At 67.8% G+C, this 17,531-nt stretch carries 19 protein-coding genes; 13 read left to right on the top strand and 6 right to left on the bottom strand.

The genetic code is table 11. The annotated features are described in order from the left end of the window. The first annotated feature begins 12 nt into the window (after positions 1–12). Positions 13–1,389: an NAD(P)/FAD-dependent oxidoreductase gene (locus BM013_RS02665; RefSeq protein ID WP_093122446.1), complete on the top strand. Its 1,377-nt coding sequence runs from the start codon at positions 13–15 to the stop codon at positions 1,387–1,389. A 10-nt stretch (positions 1,390–1,399) separates the two neighbouring features. Here the strand turns inward: BM013_RS02665 and yjjJ are convergent, their stop codons facing one another. The 5 genes from yjjJ to BM013_RS02640 form a co-directional block, all read right to left on the bottom strand. Continuing rightward, the gene (gene yjjJ, locus BM013_RS02660; RefSeq protein WP_256221362.1) at positions 1,400–2,704 is read right to left on the bottom strand and encodes a type II toxin-antitoxin system HipA family toxin YjjJ; all 1,305 of its coding nucleotides are present in this window, start codon (positions 2,702–2,704) and stop codon (positions 1,400–1,402) included. A gap of 107 nt (positions 2,705–2,811) precedes the next feature. Beyond that, a complete protein-coding gene (locus tag BM013_RS02655; RefSeq protein ID WP_093122441.1) occupies positions 2,812–3,477 on the bottom strand; it encodes an Asp/Glu/hydantoin racemase in 666 nt (221 codons plus the stop codon). Beyond that, entirely contained in the window at positions 3,477–4,409 is a 933-nt protein-coding gene (panE, locus tag BM013_RS02650; protein ID WP_093123325.1) for a 2-dehydropantoate 2-reductase, read from the bottom strand. Before panE ends, BM013_RS02655 begins: the two co-directional genes overlap by 1 nt. A 78-nt stretch (positions 4,410–4,487) precedes the next feature. Beyond that, positions 4,488–5,711 (bottom strand): N-methyl-L-tryptophan oxidase, encoded by a 1,224-nt coding sequence (gene solA / locus BM013_RS02645; RefSeq protein WP_093122439.1) that lies wholly within the window; start codon positions 5,709–5,711, stop codon positions 4,488–4,490. A gap of 15 nt (positions 5,712–5,726) precedes the next feature. Continuing rightward, positions 5,727–6,695, bottom strand: a complete 969-nt coding sequence (locus tag BM013_RS02640) for an aliphatic sulfonate ABC transporter substrate-binding protein (protein WP_093122436.1) — start codon at positions 6,693–6,695, stop codon at positions 5,727–5,729. 168 nt (positions 6,696–6,863) lie between these two features. On the opposite strand from BM013_RS02640, the gene BM013_RS02635 reads away from it, so the two are divergent. Genes BM013_RS02635 through BM013_RS02620 form a run of 4 tightly spaced genes read left to right on the top strand, consistent with a single transcriptional unit; the run spans position 6,864 to position 9,760 of the window. Then, the gene (locus BM013_RS02635) at positions 6,864–7,697 is read left to right on the top strand and encodes an ABC transporter substrate-binding protein (RefSeq protein ID WP_093122434.1); all 834 of its coding nucleotides are present in this window, start codon (positions 6,864–6,866) and stop codon (positions 7,695–7,697) included. 22 nt (positions 7,698–7,719) lie between these two features. Next, positions 7,720–8,430, top strand: a complete 711-nt coding sequence (locus tag BM013_RS02630) for an amino acid ABC transporter permease (protein ID WP_093123322.1) — start codon at positions 7,720–7,722, stop codon at positions 8,428–8,430. Continuing rightward, complete coding sequence (locus BM013_RS02625; protein ID WP_093122431.1) at positions 8,421–9,152, top strand: amino acid ABC transporter permease; 732 nt, start codon at positions 8,421–8,423, stop codon at positions 9,150–9,152. The genes BM013_RS02630 and BM013_RS02625 overlap by 10 nt, the downstream gene beginning before the upstream one ends. Before the next feature lie 53 nt (positions 9,153–9,205). Continuing rightward, entirely contained in the window at positions 9,206–9,760 is a 555-nt protein-coding gene (locus tag BM013_RS02620) for an NADPH-dependent FMN reductase (protein ID WP_093122429.1), read from the top strand. Between the two features lie 69 nt (positions 9,761–9,829). Here the strand turns inward: BM013_RS02620 and BM013_RS02615 are convergent, their stop codons facing one another. After that, positions 9,830–10,477: an FMN-dependent NADH-azoreductase gene (locus BM013_RS02615; protein ID WP_093122426.1), complete on the bottom strand. Its 648-nt coding sequence runs from the start codon at positions 10,475–10,477 to the stop codon at positions 9,830–9,832. Between the two features lie 134 nt (positions 10,478–10,611). On the opposite strand from BM013_RS02615, the gene BM013_RS02610 reads away from it, so the two are divergent. The 8 genes from BM013_RS02610 to BM013_RS02575 all read left to right on the top strand — a co-directional run bounded on the left by BM013_RS02610 (position 10,612) and on the right by BM013_RS02575 (position 17,361). Further along, a complete protein-coding gene (locus tag BM013_RS02610; RefSeq protein ID WP_093122423.1) occupies positions 10,612–11,526 on the top strand; it encodes a LysR family transcriptional regulator in 915 nt (304 codons plus the stop codon). A gap of 180 nt (positions 11,527–11,706) precedes the next feature. After that, complete coding sequence (locus BM013_RS02605) at positions 11,707–12,348, top strand: peroxiredoxin (RefSeq protein WP_093122420.1); 642 nt, start codon at positions 11,707–11,709, stop codon at positions 12,346–12,348. A gap of 21 nt (positions 12,349–12,369) precedes the next feature. Then, entirely contained in the window at positions 12,370–12,945 is a 576-nt protein-coding gene (locus BM013_RS02600) for an RBBP9/YdeN family alpha/beta hydrolase (protein ID WP_093122418.1), read from the top strand. Then, complete coding sequence (locus tag BM013_RS02595) at positions 12,942–13,958, top strand: sulfate ABC transporter substrate-binding protein (protein WP_093122415.1); 1,017 nt, start codon at positions 12,942–12,944, stop codon at positions 13,956–13,958. Before BM013_RS02600 ends, BM013_RS02595 begins: the two co-directional genes overlap by 4 nt. Next, a complete protein-coding gene (cysT, locus tag BM013_RS02590) occupies positions 13,959–14,846 on the top strand; it encodes a sulfate ABC transporter permease subunit CysT (RefSeq protein ID WP_093122413.1) in 888 nt (295 codons plus the stop codon). Between the two features lies 1 nt (position 14,847). Next, positions 14,848–15,750, top strand: a complete 903-nt coding sequence (gene cysW, locus BM013_RS02585) for a sulfate ABC transporter permease subunit CysW (protein ID WP_093122411.1) — start codon at positions 14,848–14,850, stop codon at positions 15,748–15,750. A gap of 13 nt (positions 15,751–15,763) precedes the next feature. After that, positions 15,764–16,861, top strand: coding sequence for a sulfate/molybdate ABC transporter ATP-binding protein (locus tag BM013_RS02580; protein WP_093122408.1), 1,098 nt, complete (start codon positions 15,764–15,766; stop codon positions 16,859–16,861). Continuing rightward, on the top strand, positions 16,858–17,361 hold the full coding sequence (locus BM013_RS02575) for a disulfide bond formation protein B (RefSeq protein WP_093122406.1): 504 nt from the start codon (positions 16,858–16,860) through the stop codon (positions 17,359–17,361). The genes BM013_RS02580 and BM013_RS02575 overlap by 4 nt, the downstream gene beginning before the upstream one ends. Positions 17,362–17,531 lie beyond the last annotated feature (170 nt).

Here is a 17,531-nt window from a genome sequence, read left to right as displayed (position 1 = left end):
GCTTGCCTCCGCATGTCCCTGCCTCAAGCTTCTTCCCCCGTGGCCCCGACGGCCGCGGCGCCCGGCGTGGCCGACGAATCCTGCGACGTGATGGTCGTCGGCGGCGGCCCCGCCGGCTCGACCATCGCCGCGCTGCTGGCCCAGCAGGGCCGCAAGGTGGTGCTGCTCGAAAAGGCGCACCACCCGCGCTTTCACATCGGCGAATCGCTGCTGCCGGGGAATGTCGAGCTGTTCGAGAAGCTCGGCGTGCGCGACCAGGTCGAGAAGATCGGCATGCCGAAGTTCGGCATCGAGTTCGTCTCGCCCGAGCACGAGTACCGCAGCTACGTCGAATTTGCCGAAGGCCTGGACAAGTCGCTCGACTCCGCCTGGCAGGTGCGCCGCTCCGACCTCGACGAGATCCTGTTTCGCAACGCCGCCACGCGCGGCGCGCAGACCATCGAAGGCTGCAAGGTGCGCGACGTGGTCTTCGACGCCGACGGCGCCGTCGTGCAGGCCGAGATGGACGACGGCGCGCGCCGCAGCTGGCGCGCCCGCTTCGTGGTCGACGCCACCGGCCGCGACACGCTGCTGGCCAACAAATTCCGCTGCAAGGAAAAGAACCCCGACCACAACAGCACCGCGCTGTTCGGCCACTTCACCAACGCCGAGCGGCTCGAGGGCAAGAAGGAAGGCAACATCAGCATCTGCTGGTTCCCGCACGGCTGGTTCTGGTTCATTCCGCTGGCCGACGGCACCACCAGCATCGGCGCGGTCTGCTGGCCGTACTACCTGAAGACGCGCGACAAGCCGCTGAAGGAGTTCTTCTACGACACCATCGCGCTGTGCCCGGTGCTGGTGGAGCGGCTGAAGAACGCGACGCTGGTCGACGACGCGGTGCATGCCACCGGCAACTTCTCGTACACCAGCACGCACGCCACGGGCGATCGCTACCTGATGCTGGGCGACGCCTTCACCTTCATCGACCCGATGTTCTCCTCGGGCGTGTACCTGGCCATGACCAGCGCCTTCGACGGCGCAAGCCTGGTGGCCACGGCGCTCGACAAGCCGGCCTCGCTGCCCGCGGCGCGCAAGGGGTTCGAGCTGATGACGCGCAAGGGCCCGCGCGAGTACTCGTGGTTCATCTACCGCGCGACCAACCCGACCATCCGCGACATGTTCATGCACCCGGGCAACCCGTTCCGCGTGAAGGAGGGCCTGATGTCGCTGCTGGCCGGCGACATCTACCGCGGCAAGCCGATGTGGCGCGCGCTGGGCATGTTCAAGTTCCTGTACTACGTGATCTCGGTCACGCACGTGCGCCGCAGCTGGGAAGGCTGGAAGCGCCACCGCTTCAACGTCCGCGACATGGGGGTGTTGAAGGGGGAGACGGTGCTCAAGTCGGATTGAGCGGGGCGGTTCAGCCCGCCGCTGCCTCGCCAGTGAACTGCGCGTTCTTCCGGGCAATGGCGCGGAACGGCGCGGTGATGCGCGTGTCCGTCGCAACCGCCTGCCAGTACACGGTGGCCAGTTGGCGCGCGGCGGGCCATTCCTCCAGTGTCTCGATGGTCGGGACCAACCCGCCGGCTGCCAGTTCGCGCGGCGGCAATTCCCCATTGGTGGCGGCGTAGAGCGTCGGCAGCACGTCGTACGCAGGCGACAGCCGCCAGGTGCCGTTCTCGATGAGCAGCGAGATGTTGCCGTAGTGCCGATCGGTATTGCCGATGAGCCGGCCAAAGGCTTCGAGGAAGCGCAGCCGTCGTGCGTCGTCCGCGCGCAGGAGCCCGCGCGACGCCATGCGGTTGGCGGTGGCGGCCCAGTTGTCCATCTTGCCGATGTGCTGAGCGTCGTAGGCCATCAGCGACACCATGCCGACGCGGCCCCTGGCGGTGCGGTCGAAGCGTTCGACTTCCAGGAACACGCGGCCCGCTTCGATGAACACGCGCGTGGTGGCCGCGGCGATGCCGGCCTCTTGCAGTGTGCGAAGTGCCAGATGCTCGCTGACGAGCAGGTCGCGCGAGCGCTTGTCGGCAGGCGAACTGCCGGCCGAGGAGAACTTGACGATCACCTGCCGTTCGTCGCGCACGGTGCAGAACTTCGGCTGTTCACCGCCGGCCGATGAGCCCGGCAAGATGCCCTGCATGGCGCTGTCCGCCATGGCGGGGTAGTCGTTGGCGGTCACTGGCGATGCTGGCCGCGCGGCGATCGATTGAAAGCGGCGAAACGACTCTCCACCGGCCACCAGGCTGCCCGGCAGGTCCTCTCCACAGAGCGACAGCGCTTGAAGCACGTTGTCGTCGCTCCAGTGTTCGGGGTTGGCGGGCAGGCCGAGTTCGGGACGGCCATGCGCAAAGGCGCGGCCGATGAACCCCTGGGGGCGCATGTCGGAGAGGAACCAGGGCAGCCCGTCGTGCAGCGCGCTGGGGCCGTCCTGTTCGTCCATCCAGCAGCGGCCCCCTTGCAGCGGCACGATGCGGCCAAAGGCCGACGCGTCACCGCTTGCATCCACCTCGATGACCGGCACTTCCGCACCTACGCGTTCGACGTGCCTGGGCGCGACATACATCTGCGAGCGCGCCGCGCCGACCTTCAGGATATCTGCGCTGCGCAGCAGCGGTGCCAGCGTGCGCGACACGGTCGGCTGGCTGATGTCCAGCCGCGCCTGGATCTCGGCGCTGGAGGCGGCCCCCTGCGAGCGGACGAACGCAAGCGCTGTTTCTGCCAAGGTCGCGAAGGAGGGGGGCATTGAATACCAAAATGAATGGATAAATTATTCTATTCTTAATTGGTAAAAGATGGAATATGAATGGATTTGTGAATAGATACTTCGAGCTATCGTTCGGCTGCCCGAACCGCCAGTCGAACGCCCAGGGCGGGGCTGCTGAGCACCTCGATGCCGAGGTCAGCCAGCACTGCTTGAACGGGGGCCATGGAGGCTTGCGCGAGCACGACCACATCGGCCGCCGCAGCTTTCGCGCGAATCGCTTGCGCCAGTGTCTCGGCATAGCGAGCCATATCGCCGGCTTCGAAATGAGGCCATGCCTCCGCGACAAGCAACTGGCCCGGCCGCACTGCCACCCCGGCATGCTCTGCCGCTGAAAGAACCAGCGCCATCGTCGGCGCCAGCGTGCTTTCCACTGCCGCCACGATCAGCACGCGCCCTCCATGCCGTACCGCGCGGTCGGCCATGGCGCGGTCGATGCGCTGGGCCTCGAATGCATCGCCGGTGGGCGTGCGCTCGCCGATGGCGCCGATGGTCGAGCAGGTGCACACCACCACCTTCGCACCGCTGGCGGCCGCATCGTGCATCGCCTGGTGGACGCGTTCGATCAGCGCGGCGTCATCGACGCCGACCACGCGCGCATCGGCCAGCAGGTCTTCGCGCACCACGTGCCGCACGCGCAACCCGGGTGCCGTCTCGCGCACCAGCCGCTCGAAGGTCGGCACATGCACCTGTGCCGTGTGAACGAAGGCCAGGGCGTCGCGCGGGGCGCTCATCAGGCGGGCGTGCGGGCGCGTTGCGCCTCGTAGGCCTTCAGGTGGACGTACGCGGTGCGCAGCACCGTCGGCACGGGCGACGCGGCGGGCGCCGCGCGGCCCAGCAGGTCGCCCACGATGTGGTCGGCCTCGACCGCCGCGCCGCGCACGATGTCCTTGTACATCGAGGCGGTCATCGGCGAACCCGCCGCCGTCATGATGGTGCGCCCGCGCTGCACGGCCGGCGCGCGCGGCGCGAAGCCGTTGTGCGTGGCGATGGCGCAGCACTCGTCGAAGATCGACAGCGCCACGTCCTGGCCGCCCGCGGCCACGATGTCGCCGATGGACGCGCGCATCAAGCTCGTGAGGCCCGCCGCCGAGGCGATGAAGACCCACTTCTCCCACATGTCCTGCATGATGTTTTCGCTGGCCGTGGCGTCGAATTTCGCGCCCGCGAACTGGGCCGCGATGGCGTCCACGCGCGCCGAGCGTCCGCCGGCGCGTTCGCCGTAGCTCAGGCCGTGCATGTCGTTCAGGTGCAGCACGCGGCCTTCGTCGTCCAGCGTGGCGGAGATCATGCACAGGCCGCCCAGCACGCGCTCGGCGCCGAAGCGCGCCACCAGCCGGTCGATGTGGCCCATGCCGTTGAGCAGCGGCAGGATCACGGTGTCGGGGCCGACCGCCGGCGTGAACGAGTCCATGGTCGAGTCGAGGTCGTAGGCCTTGCTGCCGACCACCACCACGTCGTACGGGCCGTCGATGCCGTCGGCCAGCACGTGCCTGGGTGCGGGCAATTGCAGGTTGCCGAACGGGCTCTGCACCACCAGCCCGGTCTTGGCCAGTTGCGCCGCGCGGCGCGGGCGCAGCAGGAAGGTGACGTCGCGCCCGGCCTCCAGCAGGCGGCCGCCGAAATAACCACCGAGTGCGCCGGCACCCACCACCAGAAATCTCATCGCTTTCATCGCCTTCGCTGCTCCTGAGTCGGAAAAAAAGATCGAGCGCGATGATGCGCCCGATCGCGCGAAGCTGCTTCAGGCCGGCGATTTCTCCAGCAGCCGCCGCCGGGCAAAGGGCGACAGGTCGAGCGCGCTGTGCCGGCCCAGCACATGGTCGGCGATGGCGTCGCCCAGCCCGGCCGAGTGCTTGAAGCCGTGGCCCGAGCAGGCCGAGGCGATCAGCACGTTGGGCAGGCCGTCGAGCGCGTCGATCACGAAGCGGTTGTCGGGCGTCACGGTGTACATGCAGGCGCGCGCCTTCAGGGCGCGGCCGTCGATCTGCGGAAAGCGGCCCGCCACGCGCTCGCGGTACATGGCGGCGGTTTCCTCGGGGCTCACGTTGCGCTCGATGGTGTCGGGCGTGGTGGCGTGCACGTACTGCTCGGTCGCGACCTTGAGCGCGGGCTGCGCGGGGTCGGACGACGGAAAGCCGTACATGTAGTCCTCCTCGCCGTCGCCGTACATCCAGATGAAGATGGGAAAGCGCTCGGGCGCGAAGTCGGCGGCGGCGCTGCCGGTGTCGAACCAGTGCATCACCTGGCGGTGCACCGAGAAGTGCGCTTGCCAGTCGCTGCGCGCCTGCTGGCCGAGGAACTCGGGCAGCCACGCGCCGGCCGCCACCACGACGCGGTCGGCCGTGAAGCTCGCGCTGTCGGTGCGCACGCGCACGGTGTCGCCGTTGCCCACGGGTTCGACCGCGCGCACGCGCTCGCCGGTGCGCGTCTGCGCGCCCGAGGCGCGGGCCACGGCCAGTTGCGCGCCGATGGCGTCCTCGGGCCGCACGAAGCCGGCGTCGCGCTCGTGGTAGCCGAGCTCGTCGCCCTGCAGGTGGAACTGCGGAAAGCGCCGGCGGATGCCGGCCGCGTCGAGCACCTCGTGCGCGATGCCGAAGCGCTCGGCGCAGGCGATGGTGCCGCGCACGAAGTCGGTCTTGCCGTGGTGCGCCGCGGCGCCGTCGCGCGGGCCCAGCACGAGGCCGCCGGTGGTGGTCATCAGCGGCTTGCCGGTGCGTGCCTCGAGCTCGCGCCAGATGGCGTGCGAGCGCTGCACGAAGGGCGCGTATTCATTGCCCTCGCCGATGGCCAGCCGGGTGATGCGCGAGTCGCCGTGCGAGGAGCCCAGGTCGTGCGGCGGCGCGAACTGGTCGATGCCCAGCACGCGCGCGCCGCGTTGCGAGAGTTGGTAGAGCGTGGCGGCACCGAGGGCGCCCAGGCCGACGACGATGACGTCGTAATGAGAGGAAGAGGTCGGGAGTGTCACGTGCGAGGAGCGGCGTCAGACGAGGTTGAGGTCGAGGAAGGCGTCCTTCACCTCGATGGGTTTGGGAATGAGCTTGAGCTGCGCGAACACATCGGCCAGGCCCTGCTGTTCCTTCGCGATGGCGGGCGTGAGCGCAACCACGCCATATTGCCGCCGTTCGGTGGCCAGCGCCAGCACCTTGGGCTCGACCTTGAGCTGCGGCGCCAGCGTGGCGACCACGTCCGCCGGGTGCGCCTGCGCCCATTCGTTGGCCTTGCGCAGCTCGGAGAACACGGTGCGCAGCAGCTCGGCGTTGGCGCGCGCGAAGCCGGGCTGCGCGAAGTGGTAGGTGCGGTTGCCGCTCAGGCCGGTGCCGTCGAACAGCACGCGCGAGTCGGTGGCCAGCTGCGCCGCGGCCAGAAACGGGTCCCACAGGCCGATGGCCGCGACGCTGCCCGACTGGTAGGCCGCGATGGTGTCGGAGGCGGTGACGATGTAGACCGGCTCGATGTCTTCATAGCGCAGGCCCGCGGCTTCGAGCGCGCGGATCAGCACGTACTGCGTGTTGTAGCCGCGGCCGGTGACGACCTTCCTGCCCTTCAGGTCGCGCACGCTGCGAATGGGCGAGTCGCGCGGCACCAGGAAGCCGACGCCGCCGGGGTAGGGGCTTTCGGCCGCCAGGTATGCGAGGCCCTTGCCGCTGGCCTGCTGGAACACGCCGATGCCGTCGGAGGCATGGCCGAAGTCGATGGCGCCGGCGGCCAGTGCCTCCGACAGCTGGCTGCCGCCGAGGAACTCGGCCCACTCGAGCTTCACGCCGGCCGGCGCGAGCGCCTTCTCGAGCTGGCCCGTGCCCTTGAGGATGTTGAGCGTGTTGAACTTCTGGTAGCCGATGCGCAGGGTCGTGGCGCGGCCCTGGGCGAAGAGCGGGGTGGCGGCCGCGGTGACGGCGGCAGCGGTGCCGGCACGAAGGAGCTGGCGGCGGGAGAGCGAAAGGGTGTGCATGGCGAAGGCAAAAGTCCGCGACTGTAGGAGGCGCGGCGCTTCGGCGCCACGAAGCTTTCGTCATTTGCTCATGCCCAAGTCGGCGCTGCATATGCAAGCGGAATCTGCTTCGTTGGCGAGCGCGGGCGCGCTGCCTAGAGTCGCGGCTTTTCACACCGAAGAGCAGGCATGACCCGCAGCACATTCATCGTTTCGAGCCTGGCACTGGCCATCGGCTCCTTCACCCTTGCGGGCGCCGCCTGGGCCGACAAGCTGGACGACGTCAGGAAGGCCGGCGTGCTGCGCGTGGCCGCGTTCGACGGCAACCCGCCCTTCGGCTACATCGACCCGGCCAGCAAGAAGCAGGTGGGCCACGACATCGACCTGGCCACCGAGTTCGCGAAGAGCCTGGGCGTGAAGGTCGAACTGGTGCCGACCAATCCGGCCAACCGCATTCCATTGCTGACCTCGGGCAAGGTCGACGTGGTGTTCGCGAGCTTCACCATCACCGACGAGCGCGCCAAGGCGGTGGACTTCACCACGCCTTACTTCCTGGTGGGCCAGCAGTTCCTGGCGAAGAAAGGGCTGCTGACCGACGCCGCGCAGATCAAGGAGATCCGCATCGGCACCGAGAAGGGCACGACCATGGAGTCGAACCTGCGCAAGAACTACCCCGACGCCAAGGTGGTGCTGTACGACGATTCGCCCTTTGCGCTGGCGGCGCTGCGCAACGGCAACGTGCAGGCCATTACCAACGACGGCGTGAAGCTCACGGCGCAATGGAACGCGCTGCCCGACAGGGACAGGTACGAGATTGCGCCGATCACCGTGTCCAGGGAGTACCTGGGTGCCGCGGTGCCCAAGGGCGAAACGCGGCTGCTGGAGGCGCTGAACACCTGGCTGGTGGACAGCGAGAAGAACGGCCGCGCGCTGGCCATCTACGACACCTGGTTCGGCCCGAACAGCAAGGCGCCGCTGCCGCGCCTGCTGAAGATCGGCGACCAGCGCGTGGCGGCCAACTGAGGCCGATGCGCACTTGATCGATCTGTTGCGCGAGCAATTGCTCGCGCCCCGCTACCTGGGCTGGCTGCTCGACGGCTGGCTGACGACGATGTGGGCCTCGCTGCTGGTGGCGGCGGGCGCCACGGCGCTCGGCGTGGCCGTGGCGGCGGGGCGCTCGTCGAGCCGGCCGGGGCTGCTGCGCGCGACGGGCGCGTACGTCTCGCTGTTTCGCAACACGCCGCTGCTGGTGCAGCTGTTCTTCTGGTACTTCGGCGCGCCGGCGGTGCTGCCTGAAGCGGCGCGCGAGTGGCTGTATGCGGGGCATGTGCTGTCGTTCGAACTGCTGTCGGCGCTGGTCGGGCTCACGCTGTACGCGGCGGCCTATGTGGGCGAGGACATCCGTTCGGGCATCCGCGGCGTGCCGGCCGGGCAGACGCTCGCGGCCCGCGCGCTGGGTTTCACCCCGGCGCAGGTGCTCGCGCAGGTGGTGCTGCCGCAGGCGCTGCGCATCGCGCTGCCGCCCTTGCTGGGGCAGTACATGAACATCGTGAAGAACACCTCGCTCGCCATGGCGGTCGGGCTGGTCGAGCTGTCGTATGCGTCGCGGCAGGTGGAGGCCGAAACCTTCAAGACCTTCCAGGCCTTCGGGTTCGCGACGTTGCTGTACGTGGTGACCGTCGGCGCGATCGAGGTGCTGGCGGCGTGGGCGGCGCGGCGACAGGCGCGGGGACCGGGGCGGGCTGCATGGCGGTGATCGAGACGCTCTGGGACAGCCTGCCGTACCTGCTGTGGGGCGCGTTCCCGCAGGGGCCGCTGGGCGGGGCCGCGCTCACGGTGCTGCTCAGTGCCGGGTCGGCCGTGGCCTCGGCGGTGCTCGGGCTGGCGTGGGGCATTGGCCTGGCAAGCGCGACGGGCGGGGCCAAGGCCTTGCTCACGCTGGTGCTGGCGCTGCTGCGCGCCGTTCCGGTGCTGATGCTGATCTTCTGGACCTACTTTCTGCTGCCGTTCGCGCTCGGCATCAGCGTGCCGGGCGTGCTGTCGGTGATGTGCGCGCTGTCGCTGGTCGGCGGCGCATACCTGGCGCATGCGGTGCATGCCGGCATCCGCGGGGTGGGGCAGGGGCAATGGGCGGCGGGGCTGTCGCTGGGGCTCACGCGCTGGGGCACGCTGCGCGCCATCGTGCTGCCGCAGGCGCTGCGCATGATGCTGCCGTCGTTCGTCAACCAGTGGGTCACGCTGGTGAAGGACAGCTCGCTGGCCTACATCGTCGGCGTGGGCGAGCTGTCGTTCGTGGCCTCGCAGGTGAATGCGCGCACCATGGTCTACCCGGCGGAAATCTTCATGCTGGTGGGCGCCATCTACTGGCTGCTGTGCACCGGGCTCGACCGGCTGGCGAACGCGGGGCTGAAAAGAGCGCACACAGCTGCAAAAAGGCGCATCAACTTTTCAAGAAAAGGTCTTGGGCGGTTCGCATAATCGCGTTCGTCAGTTCGACCCCTTTCGACACTCTCACCCTAGGAGCTTCACCCATGGCCCAGACCCGCATTGCCGTCATCGTCGGCAGCCTGCGCAAGGATTCGTACAACCACAAGCTGGCCCTCGCGCTGGCGCATCTGGCGCCCTCGGACTTCACCTTCGAGACCCTGCGCATCGACGACCTGCCCCTGTACAACCAGGACGAGGACGGCAACCAGTCCGCGCCGGTGAAGCGCCTGAAGACCGAGATCGCGGCGGCCGACGGCCTGCTGTTCGTCACGCCCGAGTACAACCGCTCGATTCCCGGCGTGCTGAAGAACGCGATCGACCAGGCCTCGCGCCCCTACGGCCAGAGCGCCTGGGCGGGCAAGCCGGCCGGCGTGGTCGGCATCTCGGTGGGCGCCATCGGCACCGCGCTGGCGCAGCAGCACCTGCGCAACATCCTGGCCTACCTCGACGTGCCCACCATGGGCGCGCCCGAAGTGTTCCTGCAGGCCAAGGACGATCTGTTCGACGACAAGGGCCACATCGGCAACGAAGGCTCGAAGAAATTCCTGCAGGGCTGGATGGACAAGTACGTGGGCTGGGTCAAGAGCCACGCGGCCTGAGCCTTTCCGCAGGCTGCGGACGACAAAAAGCCGCCCATCGGGCGGCTTTTTGCATGGTGCTGAGCGTGCTCAGGCTGCGATGGCGGCGTCGCGCTGGTTGGCGGCTTCGGCCGTCGCCACCAGGATGTCGGCGCGGGCGGCCGCCAGCGCCTTGGCCTTGGCTTCGTCGCCCATGGCCAGGCCTTCGGCGCGCACGAAGCGCACGTCGGTGATGCCGAAGAAACCGAAGATCACCTTCAGGTAGCTCTCCTGGTGTTCCATCGCCTGGCCGCCTTCGCTGGTCGAGTAGGCGCCGCCGCGGGTCGAGGCCACGATCACGGTCTTGCCGCCGGCCAGGCCGACCGGGCCCTTTTCGGTGTACTTGAAGGTGCGGCCGATTTGCGCGAGGCGGTCGATCCAGGCCTTCAGTTGCGTGGGAATCGAGAAGTTGTAGAACGGCGTGCCGATGACGATCACGTCCGCGGCCAGGAACTGGCTCACCAGCTTTTCCGACAGGGCGTTTTCACGCAGCTGCGCTTCGGTCGGCTGGGCTTGCACGCCCGTCTTGATGCCCAGCGCGTCGGCGCTGAAGTGCGAGGGGGTGTCCACGGCCAGGTCGAGGTAGTCGACGTCGGTGTCGGGGTGGGCGGCGCGCCATGCGGTCACGGCTTCGGCCGAGAGCAGGCGCGAGGTCGAGTTGGTGCCGAGGATGCTGGAGTCGATGTGGAGCAGCTTCATGTCAATCAATCGCTTTCTGTGTTGGCTGTCGGCGCTCAATTGGCCGGCGGATGTGAGAATTCTATTTTTGGATCGAGTGGGTGATAAGTAGCCAAAAATCGCACTCATCGTTCTGTTTGCGGGACAATTGACCCATGCAAGACCTCAACGACATGGTTTTTTTCGCTGAAGTGGCCGAACGCGGCGGTTTTGCCGCCGCCAGCCGGGCGCTGGGCATTCCCAAGTCGCGCCTGTCGCGCCGCGTGGCCGACCTGGAAGAGCGCCTGGGCGTGCAGCTGATGCAGCGCAGCACGCGCCGCCTGTCGCTCACGCCGGCCGGCGAGATCTATCTGCGCCACGCCTCCGCCATGCGCGACGCGGCGCAGGCGGCGGCCGAGGCGGTGGCGCAGGTGCAGACCGAGCCCAGCGGGCTGGTGCGGCTGAGCTGCCCGGTGACCATCTCGCACAGCGGCCTGGCGCAGCTGATGCCGGTCTTCATGGGCCTGTATCCGGCGGTGCGCATCGACATGCGCGTGATCAACCGGCCGGTCGACCTGATCGAGGAGGGCATCGACATCGCGTTGCGCGTGCGCCCCGTGATCGAGGACAGCGCTTTGCTGGTGGCCAAGACCTTCGGCACCAGCCGCGGCGTGCTGGTGGCGAGCCCGGAGCTGATGGCCCGCTTCGGGCCTATTGAGTCGCCCGCCGACCTGGCGAAGCTGCCGACGGCATCGATGTCGGTCAACGGCGACGGGCGCGCCGACTGGCGGCTCGAAGGCCCGCACGGCGAGATCCACGTGCACACGCACGTGCCGCGCTACGTGGCGGACGACCTGGCCACGCTGCAGTACGGCACGCTGGGCAGCGTGGGCGCGACCCTGCTGCCCGACTACATGTGCCGGGCCGACGTGGAGGCGGGCCGCCTGGTGCGGGTGCTGCCGGGCTGGGGGCCGTCGCCGGTGGTGGCGCACATGGTGTTTCCGGCGCGGCGGGCGCTGGTGCCGGCGGTGCGGCGGCTGATCGACTTCCTGGCCGAGCACATGCAGAACGTCGACATGCGGATGTTCTGAGGCGAAAAGAAGCGCTCGCGCGCACCCGTGTTACGAAGTTTGCTATCTAAAAGATAGCGATATGCCGCTGCGCTCCGAATTCGTTATGCAGAAAACGTCATATCCAAACAAGCAGATATTCGTTTGTCATTGAAGCGATGGTTCGCACAATCCGAGGCTCCCATCCATCCAGGAGCGACCATGGCAACTCTGCGTCTCGGCGACACCGCCCCCAATTTCACCCAGGATTCCAGCGAAGGCCCGATCGACTTCTACCAGTGGGCCGGCGACTCGTGGGTCGTGTTCTTCTCGCACCCGGCCGACTTCACGCCCGTGTGCACCACCGAACTCGGCAAGACGGCGGCGCTGTCGGGCGAGTTCGCCAAGCGCGGCGTGAAGCCCATCGCGCTGAGCGTCGACCCGGCCACCAAGCACAAGGAATGGATCTCGGACATCAACGAGACGCAGAACACCACGGTCAACTTCCCCATCATTGCGGATGCCGACCGCAAGGTGGCCGACCTGTACGACCTGATCCATCCGAACGCCTCGGCCACGGCCACCGTTCGCAGCGTGTTCATCATCGACCCGAAGAAGGTCATCCGCACGACCATCACGTACCCGGCATCGACCGGGCGCAACTTCGACGAGATCATTCGCGTGATCGACTCGCTGCAGCTCACCGACAGCCACAAGGTGGCCACGCCCGTGAACTGGAAGGACGGCGACGACGTGGTCATCGTGCCGAGCATCCAGGACCCGGCCGAGCTGGCGGAGCGCTTCCCCAAGGGCTTCAAGGCCGTGAAGCCCTACCTGCGCATCACGCCGCAGCCGAACAAGTAAACGGACCAAGGCAGCGTCGTCATGCAGACCCGCGTGATCATCGTGCCCGGTTGGCGCGACTCCGGGCCCGGCCATTGGCAGAGCCTGTGGGAAGAGCGCATTCCGGGCGCCGCGCGGGTGGTGCAGGACGACTGGGCCTCGCCCAAGCGCGACGCCTGGGTGAGCGCGCTGGCCAGGCTGGTGCTGGAGAGCGAGGGCCCCGTGGTCATTGCCGCGCACAGCCTGGGCTGCATCGCCACGGCGCACCTGCCGGCCGCGGCGGCCGCGCGCATCTGCGGCGCGCTGCTGGTGGCGCCGGCCGACCCGGAGCGCCGCGCGGTGCTGTCCGACTTCGCGCCCGTGCCCTACGCCGCGCTGCCGTACCGCAGCATCGTGGTGGCCAGCAGCAACGATCCGTTTTGTCCCATCCGGCTGGCGGGTGCATATTCGCGCGCCTGGGGCAGCGAGTTCGTGCGCATGCAGAATGCGGGCCACATCAATATCGATTCGGGGCACGGAGACTGGCCGCTCGGCCTGGCCCTGCTGCAATCGTTGACCGACGAGCCCGCCGCCTGGTCGGCGGGCCGTGAATTTTCAGAAAACTTGGCAATCACATGACTTCCAGAATCAAGACCTTCGTCGCCGTGCTCGCGCTGGCGTCCTCCGCACTCGCCGGCAGCAGCGCCTTCGCGCAAGGCACCTCGCTGCTGAATGCGTCCTACGACGTGGCCCGCGAGTTCTACAAGGACTACAACGCGGCCTTCGTGGCGCACTACAAGAAGGCCACCGGCAAGGACGTGAAGATCGACCAGTCGCACGGCGGCTCCAGCGCCCAGGCGCGCTCGGTGGCCGACGGCCTCGACGCCGACGTGGTCACGATGAACACCTCGACCGACATCGACTTCCTGGCCAACGCCGGCGTGGTCGCCAAGGACTGGCCCAGGAAATTCCCCGAGAACGCATCGCCGACCACCTCGACCATGCTGTTCCTGGTGCGCAACGGCAACCCCAAGGGCATCAAGGACTGGGAAGACCTGGTCAAGCCCGGCGTCCAGGTCGTGATCGTCAACCCCAAGACCGGCGGCAACGGCCGTTACGCCTACCTGGCCGCCTGGGGCTACATCAAGAAGAAGGGCGGCACCGACGCCCAGGCCGCCGAGTTCGTCGGCAAGCTGTTCAAGAACGTGCCGGTGCTGGCACGTGGCGGGCGCGACGCGACCACCGCCTTCCTGCAACGCAACATCGGCGACGCGCTGATCACCTTCGAGTCGGAAGTGGTCTCCATCGACCGTGAATTCGGCACCGGCAAGGTCGACTCGGTGTACCCGTCGATCAGCATCGTGGCCGAGAACCCGGTGGCCGTGGTGGAACGCACCGTCAACAAGAAGGGCACCGGCGAACTGGCCAAGGCCTACCTCGACTGGCTCTACTCCGAAGAAGCGCAGGAAATCGCCGCCAAGCACGCGCTGCGTCCGCGCTCGCAGGCCGTGCTCAAGAAGTACGCCGCCACCTTCAAGCCGCTGCAACTCTTCACGGTGCAGGAACTGTTCGGCAGCCTGGGCGAAGCGCAGAAGGTGCACTTCAACGACGGCGGCCAGTTCGACAAGCTGTACACCCCCGGCGCGAAGTAAATGAGCGGCGCTGTCCCTTCGGCGCTCCCGTCCGCGGGAGCGCCTTTTTCGCGTGCCAACCGGGCAGGCGGCGCCAAGCGCGTGCTGCCCGGTTTTCACATCACGCTCGGCTTCTCGATCCTGTATCTGAGCCTGATCGTGCTGATCCCGCTGTCGGCGCTGGTCTTTCGGACCTTCACGCTGACCTGGGACCAGTTCTGGGTGGCCGTGACCGCGCCGCGCGTGATGGCCTCGTACCGCCTGACCTTCGGCGCCTCGCTGATCGCGGCGCTGGTGAACGCGGTGTTCGGCCTGCTGGTGGCCTGGGTGCTGGTGCGCTACAAGTTTCCGGGCAAGCGCATCGTCGATGCGCTGGTCGACCTGCCGTTCGCACTGCCGACGGCCGTGGCCGGCATCTCGCTGACCGCGCTGCTCGCGGGCAACGGCTGGATCGGGCAACTGCTCGAGCCGCACGGCATCAAGCTGGCGTTCACGCCGGCGGGCATCGTGATCGCGCTGATCTTCATCGGGTTGCCCTTCGTTGTGCGCACGGTGCAGCCGGTGCTCGAAGACACCGAGAAAGAGCTGGAGGAAGCCGCGACCTCGCTGGGCGCCACGCGGCTGCAGACTTTCACCAAGGTGATCTTTCCGTCGATCGCGCCGGCATTGCTCACGGGCTTTGCCATGGCCTTCGCACGCGCCATCGGCGAGTACGGCTCGGTGATCTTCATTGCCGGCAACATGCCGATGATCTCGGAGATCACGCCGCTCATCATCATCGGCAAGCTGGAGCAGTACGACTACGCCGGCGCCACCGCGGTCGCGCTGGTGATGCTGGTCATTTCCTTCGTGCTGCTGCTGGTCATCAACGGCCTGCAGGCGTGGCAGCGCCGCCGCTCGGGAGCATGACATGAGCGCACCTTCCAAGATCATTCGCCGCGCCAAGGCCGGCACCACAGAAGCGCCCTGGGTGCGCTGGACGCTGATCGGCATTGCGCTGGCGTTCATGTTCCTGTTCCTCGTGCTGCCGCTGGCGGCCGTGGCCACCGAGGCGCTGCGCAAGGGCGTCTCGGCGTACCTCGAGGCGCTGAAGGAGCCCGATGCCTGGAGCGCCATCCGCCTCACGCTGATCACGGCCGCCATCACGGTGCCGATGAACCTCGTGTTCGGCGTGGCCGCGGCCTGGGCCGTGGCCAAGTTCGAGTTCCGCGGCAAGGCCTTTCTCACCACGCTGATCGACCTGCCGTTCGCGGTGTCGCCGGTGGTGGCGGGCCTGATCTACGTGCTGGTGTTCGGCGCGCAGGGCTGGATCGGCCCGTGGCTTGCCGACCATGACATCAAGATCATCTTTGCCGTGCCCGGCATCGTGCTGGCGACCGTGTTCGTGACCTTCCCGTTCATCGCGCGCGAGCTGATTCCGCTGATGCAGGCGCAGGGCACCGACGAGGAGCAGGCCGCCATCGTGCTGGGCGCGACCGGCTGGCAGACCTTCTGGCGCGTCACGCTGCCCAACATCAAGTGGGGCCTGCTGTACGGCGTGATCCTGTGCAATGCGCGGGCCATGGGCGAGTTCGGCGCGGTGTCGGTGGTGTCGGGCCACATCCGCGGGCAGACCAACACCATGCCGCTGCACGTGGAAGTGCTCTACAACGAATACCAGTCGGTGGCCGCGTTCGCCGTGGCCTCGCTGCTGGCCATCCTCGCGCTGGTCACGCTGGTGATCAAGTCGGTCATCGAATGGCGCCACGAGCGCGAAATGAAGGCCATTGCCGAGTTGCCCCCTGAGCGTCCTCCTGAAACGACGGCGGCTTGAGAGAGAAGAAACCATGAGCATCGAAATCCGCAACATCAGCAAGCAGTTCGGCGACTTCCGCGCGCTGCGCGACGTGAACCTCGACGTGCAGTCGGGCGAGCTCGTCGCGCTGCTCGGCCCCTCGGGCTGCGGCAAGACCACGCTGCTGCGCATCATCGCGGGGCTGGAAACGGCCGACACCGGCAGCATCCTGTTCTCGGGCGAGGACACCACCGACGTGCACGTGCGCGAGCGCCAGGTCGGCTTCGTGTTCCAGCACTACGCGCTGTTCCGCCACATGACCGTGTTCGAGAACGTCGCCTTCGGCCTGCGCGTGAAGCCGCGCAAGGAACGCCCGAGCGACGCGCAGATCAAGGCCAAGGTCACCGACCTGCTCAAGCTGGTACAGCTCGACTGGCTGGCCGACCGCTACCCGTCGCAGCTGTCGGGCGGCCAGCGCCAGCGCATTGCGCTGGCCCGCGCGCTGGCCGTGGAGCCCAAGGTGCTGCTGCTGGACGAACCCTTCGGCGCGCTCGACGCCAAGGTGCGCAAGGAACTGCGCCGCTGGCTGCGCCGGCTGCACGACGAGCTGCACGTGACCTCGATCTTCGTCACGCACGACCAGGAAGAGGCGCTCGAGGTGGCCGACCGCGTGGTGGTCATCAACAAGGGGCAGATCGAGCAGGTCGGCTCGCCGCAGGAAGTGTGGGACCAGCCCGCGAGTCCTTTCGTCTACGGTTTCCTGGGCGACGTGAACCTGTTCCACGGCCGGGCCGACAACGGCGCGGTGCAGCTCGACGGCATGCGCCTGGACTCGCCCGAGCACAGCGGTGCGCGCGACGCCAAGGCACGCGCCTATGTGCGCCCGCATGACATCGATGTGACACGCTACGTGGCCGGCGCCTCGGGCATCGTCGCCACGCTGGCGCGTGCAATCGTGGTCGGACCGATCGCGCGGCTGGAACTTGAGCCCACCGAAACGAATCCAGATAATCCGGGCTCCGGAACCATCATCGAGGCGCAACTCCCTGCGCAACAGTTCCGTGACCTGGGCTTGAAGGAAGGCGACACCGTCGTCGCCAACCCACGCAAGGCCAGGGTGTTCGTAGAAGAAGATTGGGTGTCTCCTTGATCGATTGGTACTTCGGCGCGCCGCGCCGCGCGCATGGGCTGATCTGCCTGGCCTGCGTTCTCATGCTGGCCTTCGGGCTCTACCTGCAGCACGTGGTGGGGCTCGAGCCTTGTCCCATGTGCATCGTGCAGCGCTATGCGCTGGTGCTGGTGGCACTTTTCACCGGCCTGGCCGGCATGTTCCGCAACCGGGGCCTGCAGGTGACCGGCGGCGTGCTGGCACTGGTGTCGGCGGTGGGCGGTGCCTACACGGCGGCCGCGCAGAGCTGGCTGCAGTGGTACCCGCCGGAGGTGGTGTCCTGCGGGCGCGACCTGTACGGAATGATCGAGACCTTCCCGCTGAAGCGCGCGCTGCCGCTGATCTTCCGCGGCGGCGGCGACTGTTCCAAGGTCGACTGGACGCTGTTCGGCCTGACGCTGGCGAACTGGTCGTTCATCGCCTTCACGGTGCTGTCGCTGGTGCTGCTCACGCTGCTGGTGCGCTCGCGCCGGGCGCGCTGAGAGCGCCAAGAACGCAGACAGGCTGATAGCGCCGCTAGCGCCGATATCGGCAACCGCATCGGACGCAATGTCCCGATGCGGTCCCCGGCTTTAGGGGACCTTCAGGAACCGCGGCTAGGATGAAAGCCGCCGCCACGCAGTTGGCCCGCGCAGCCGGTCTCTCCGGTTCG

This window comes from Variovorax sp. OK605 (assembly GCF_900115445.1).
Classification (GTDB): domain Bacteria; phylum Pseudomonadota; class Gammaproteobacteria; order Burkholderiales; family Burkholderiaceae_C; genus Variovorax.
Note: the sequence above shows the minus strand (reverse complement) of the source record. Positions and strands in the feature narration are given on the sequence as shown.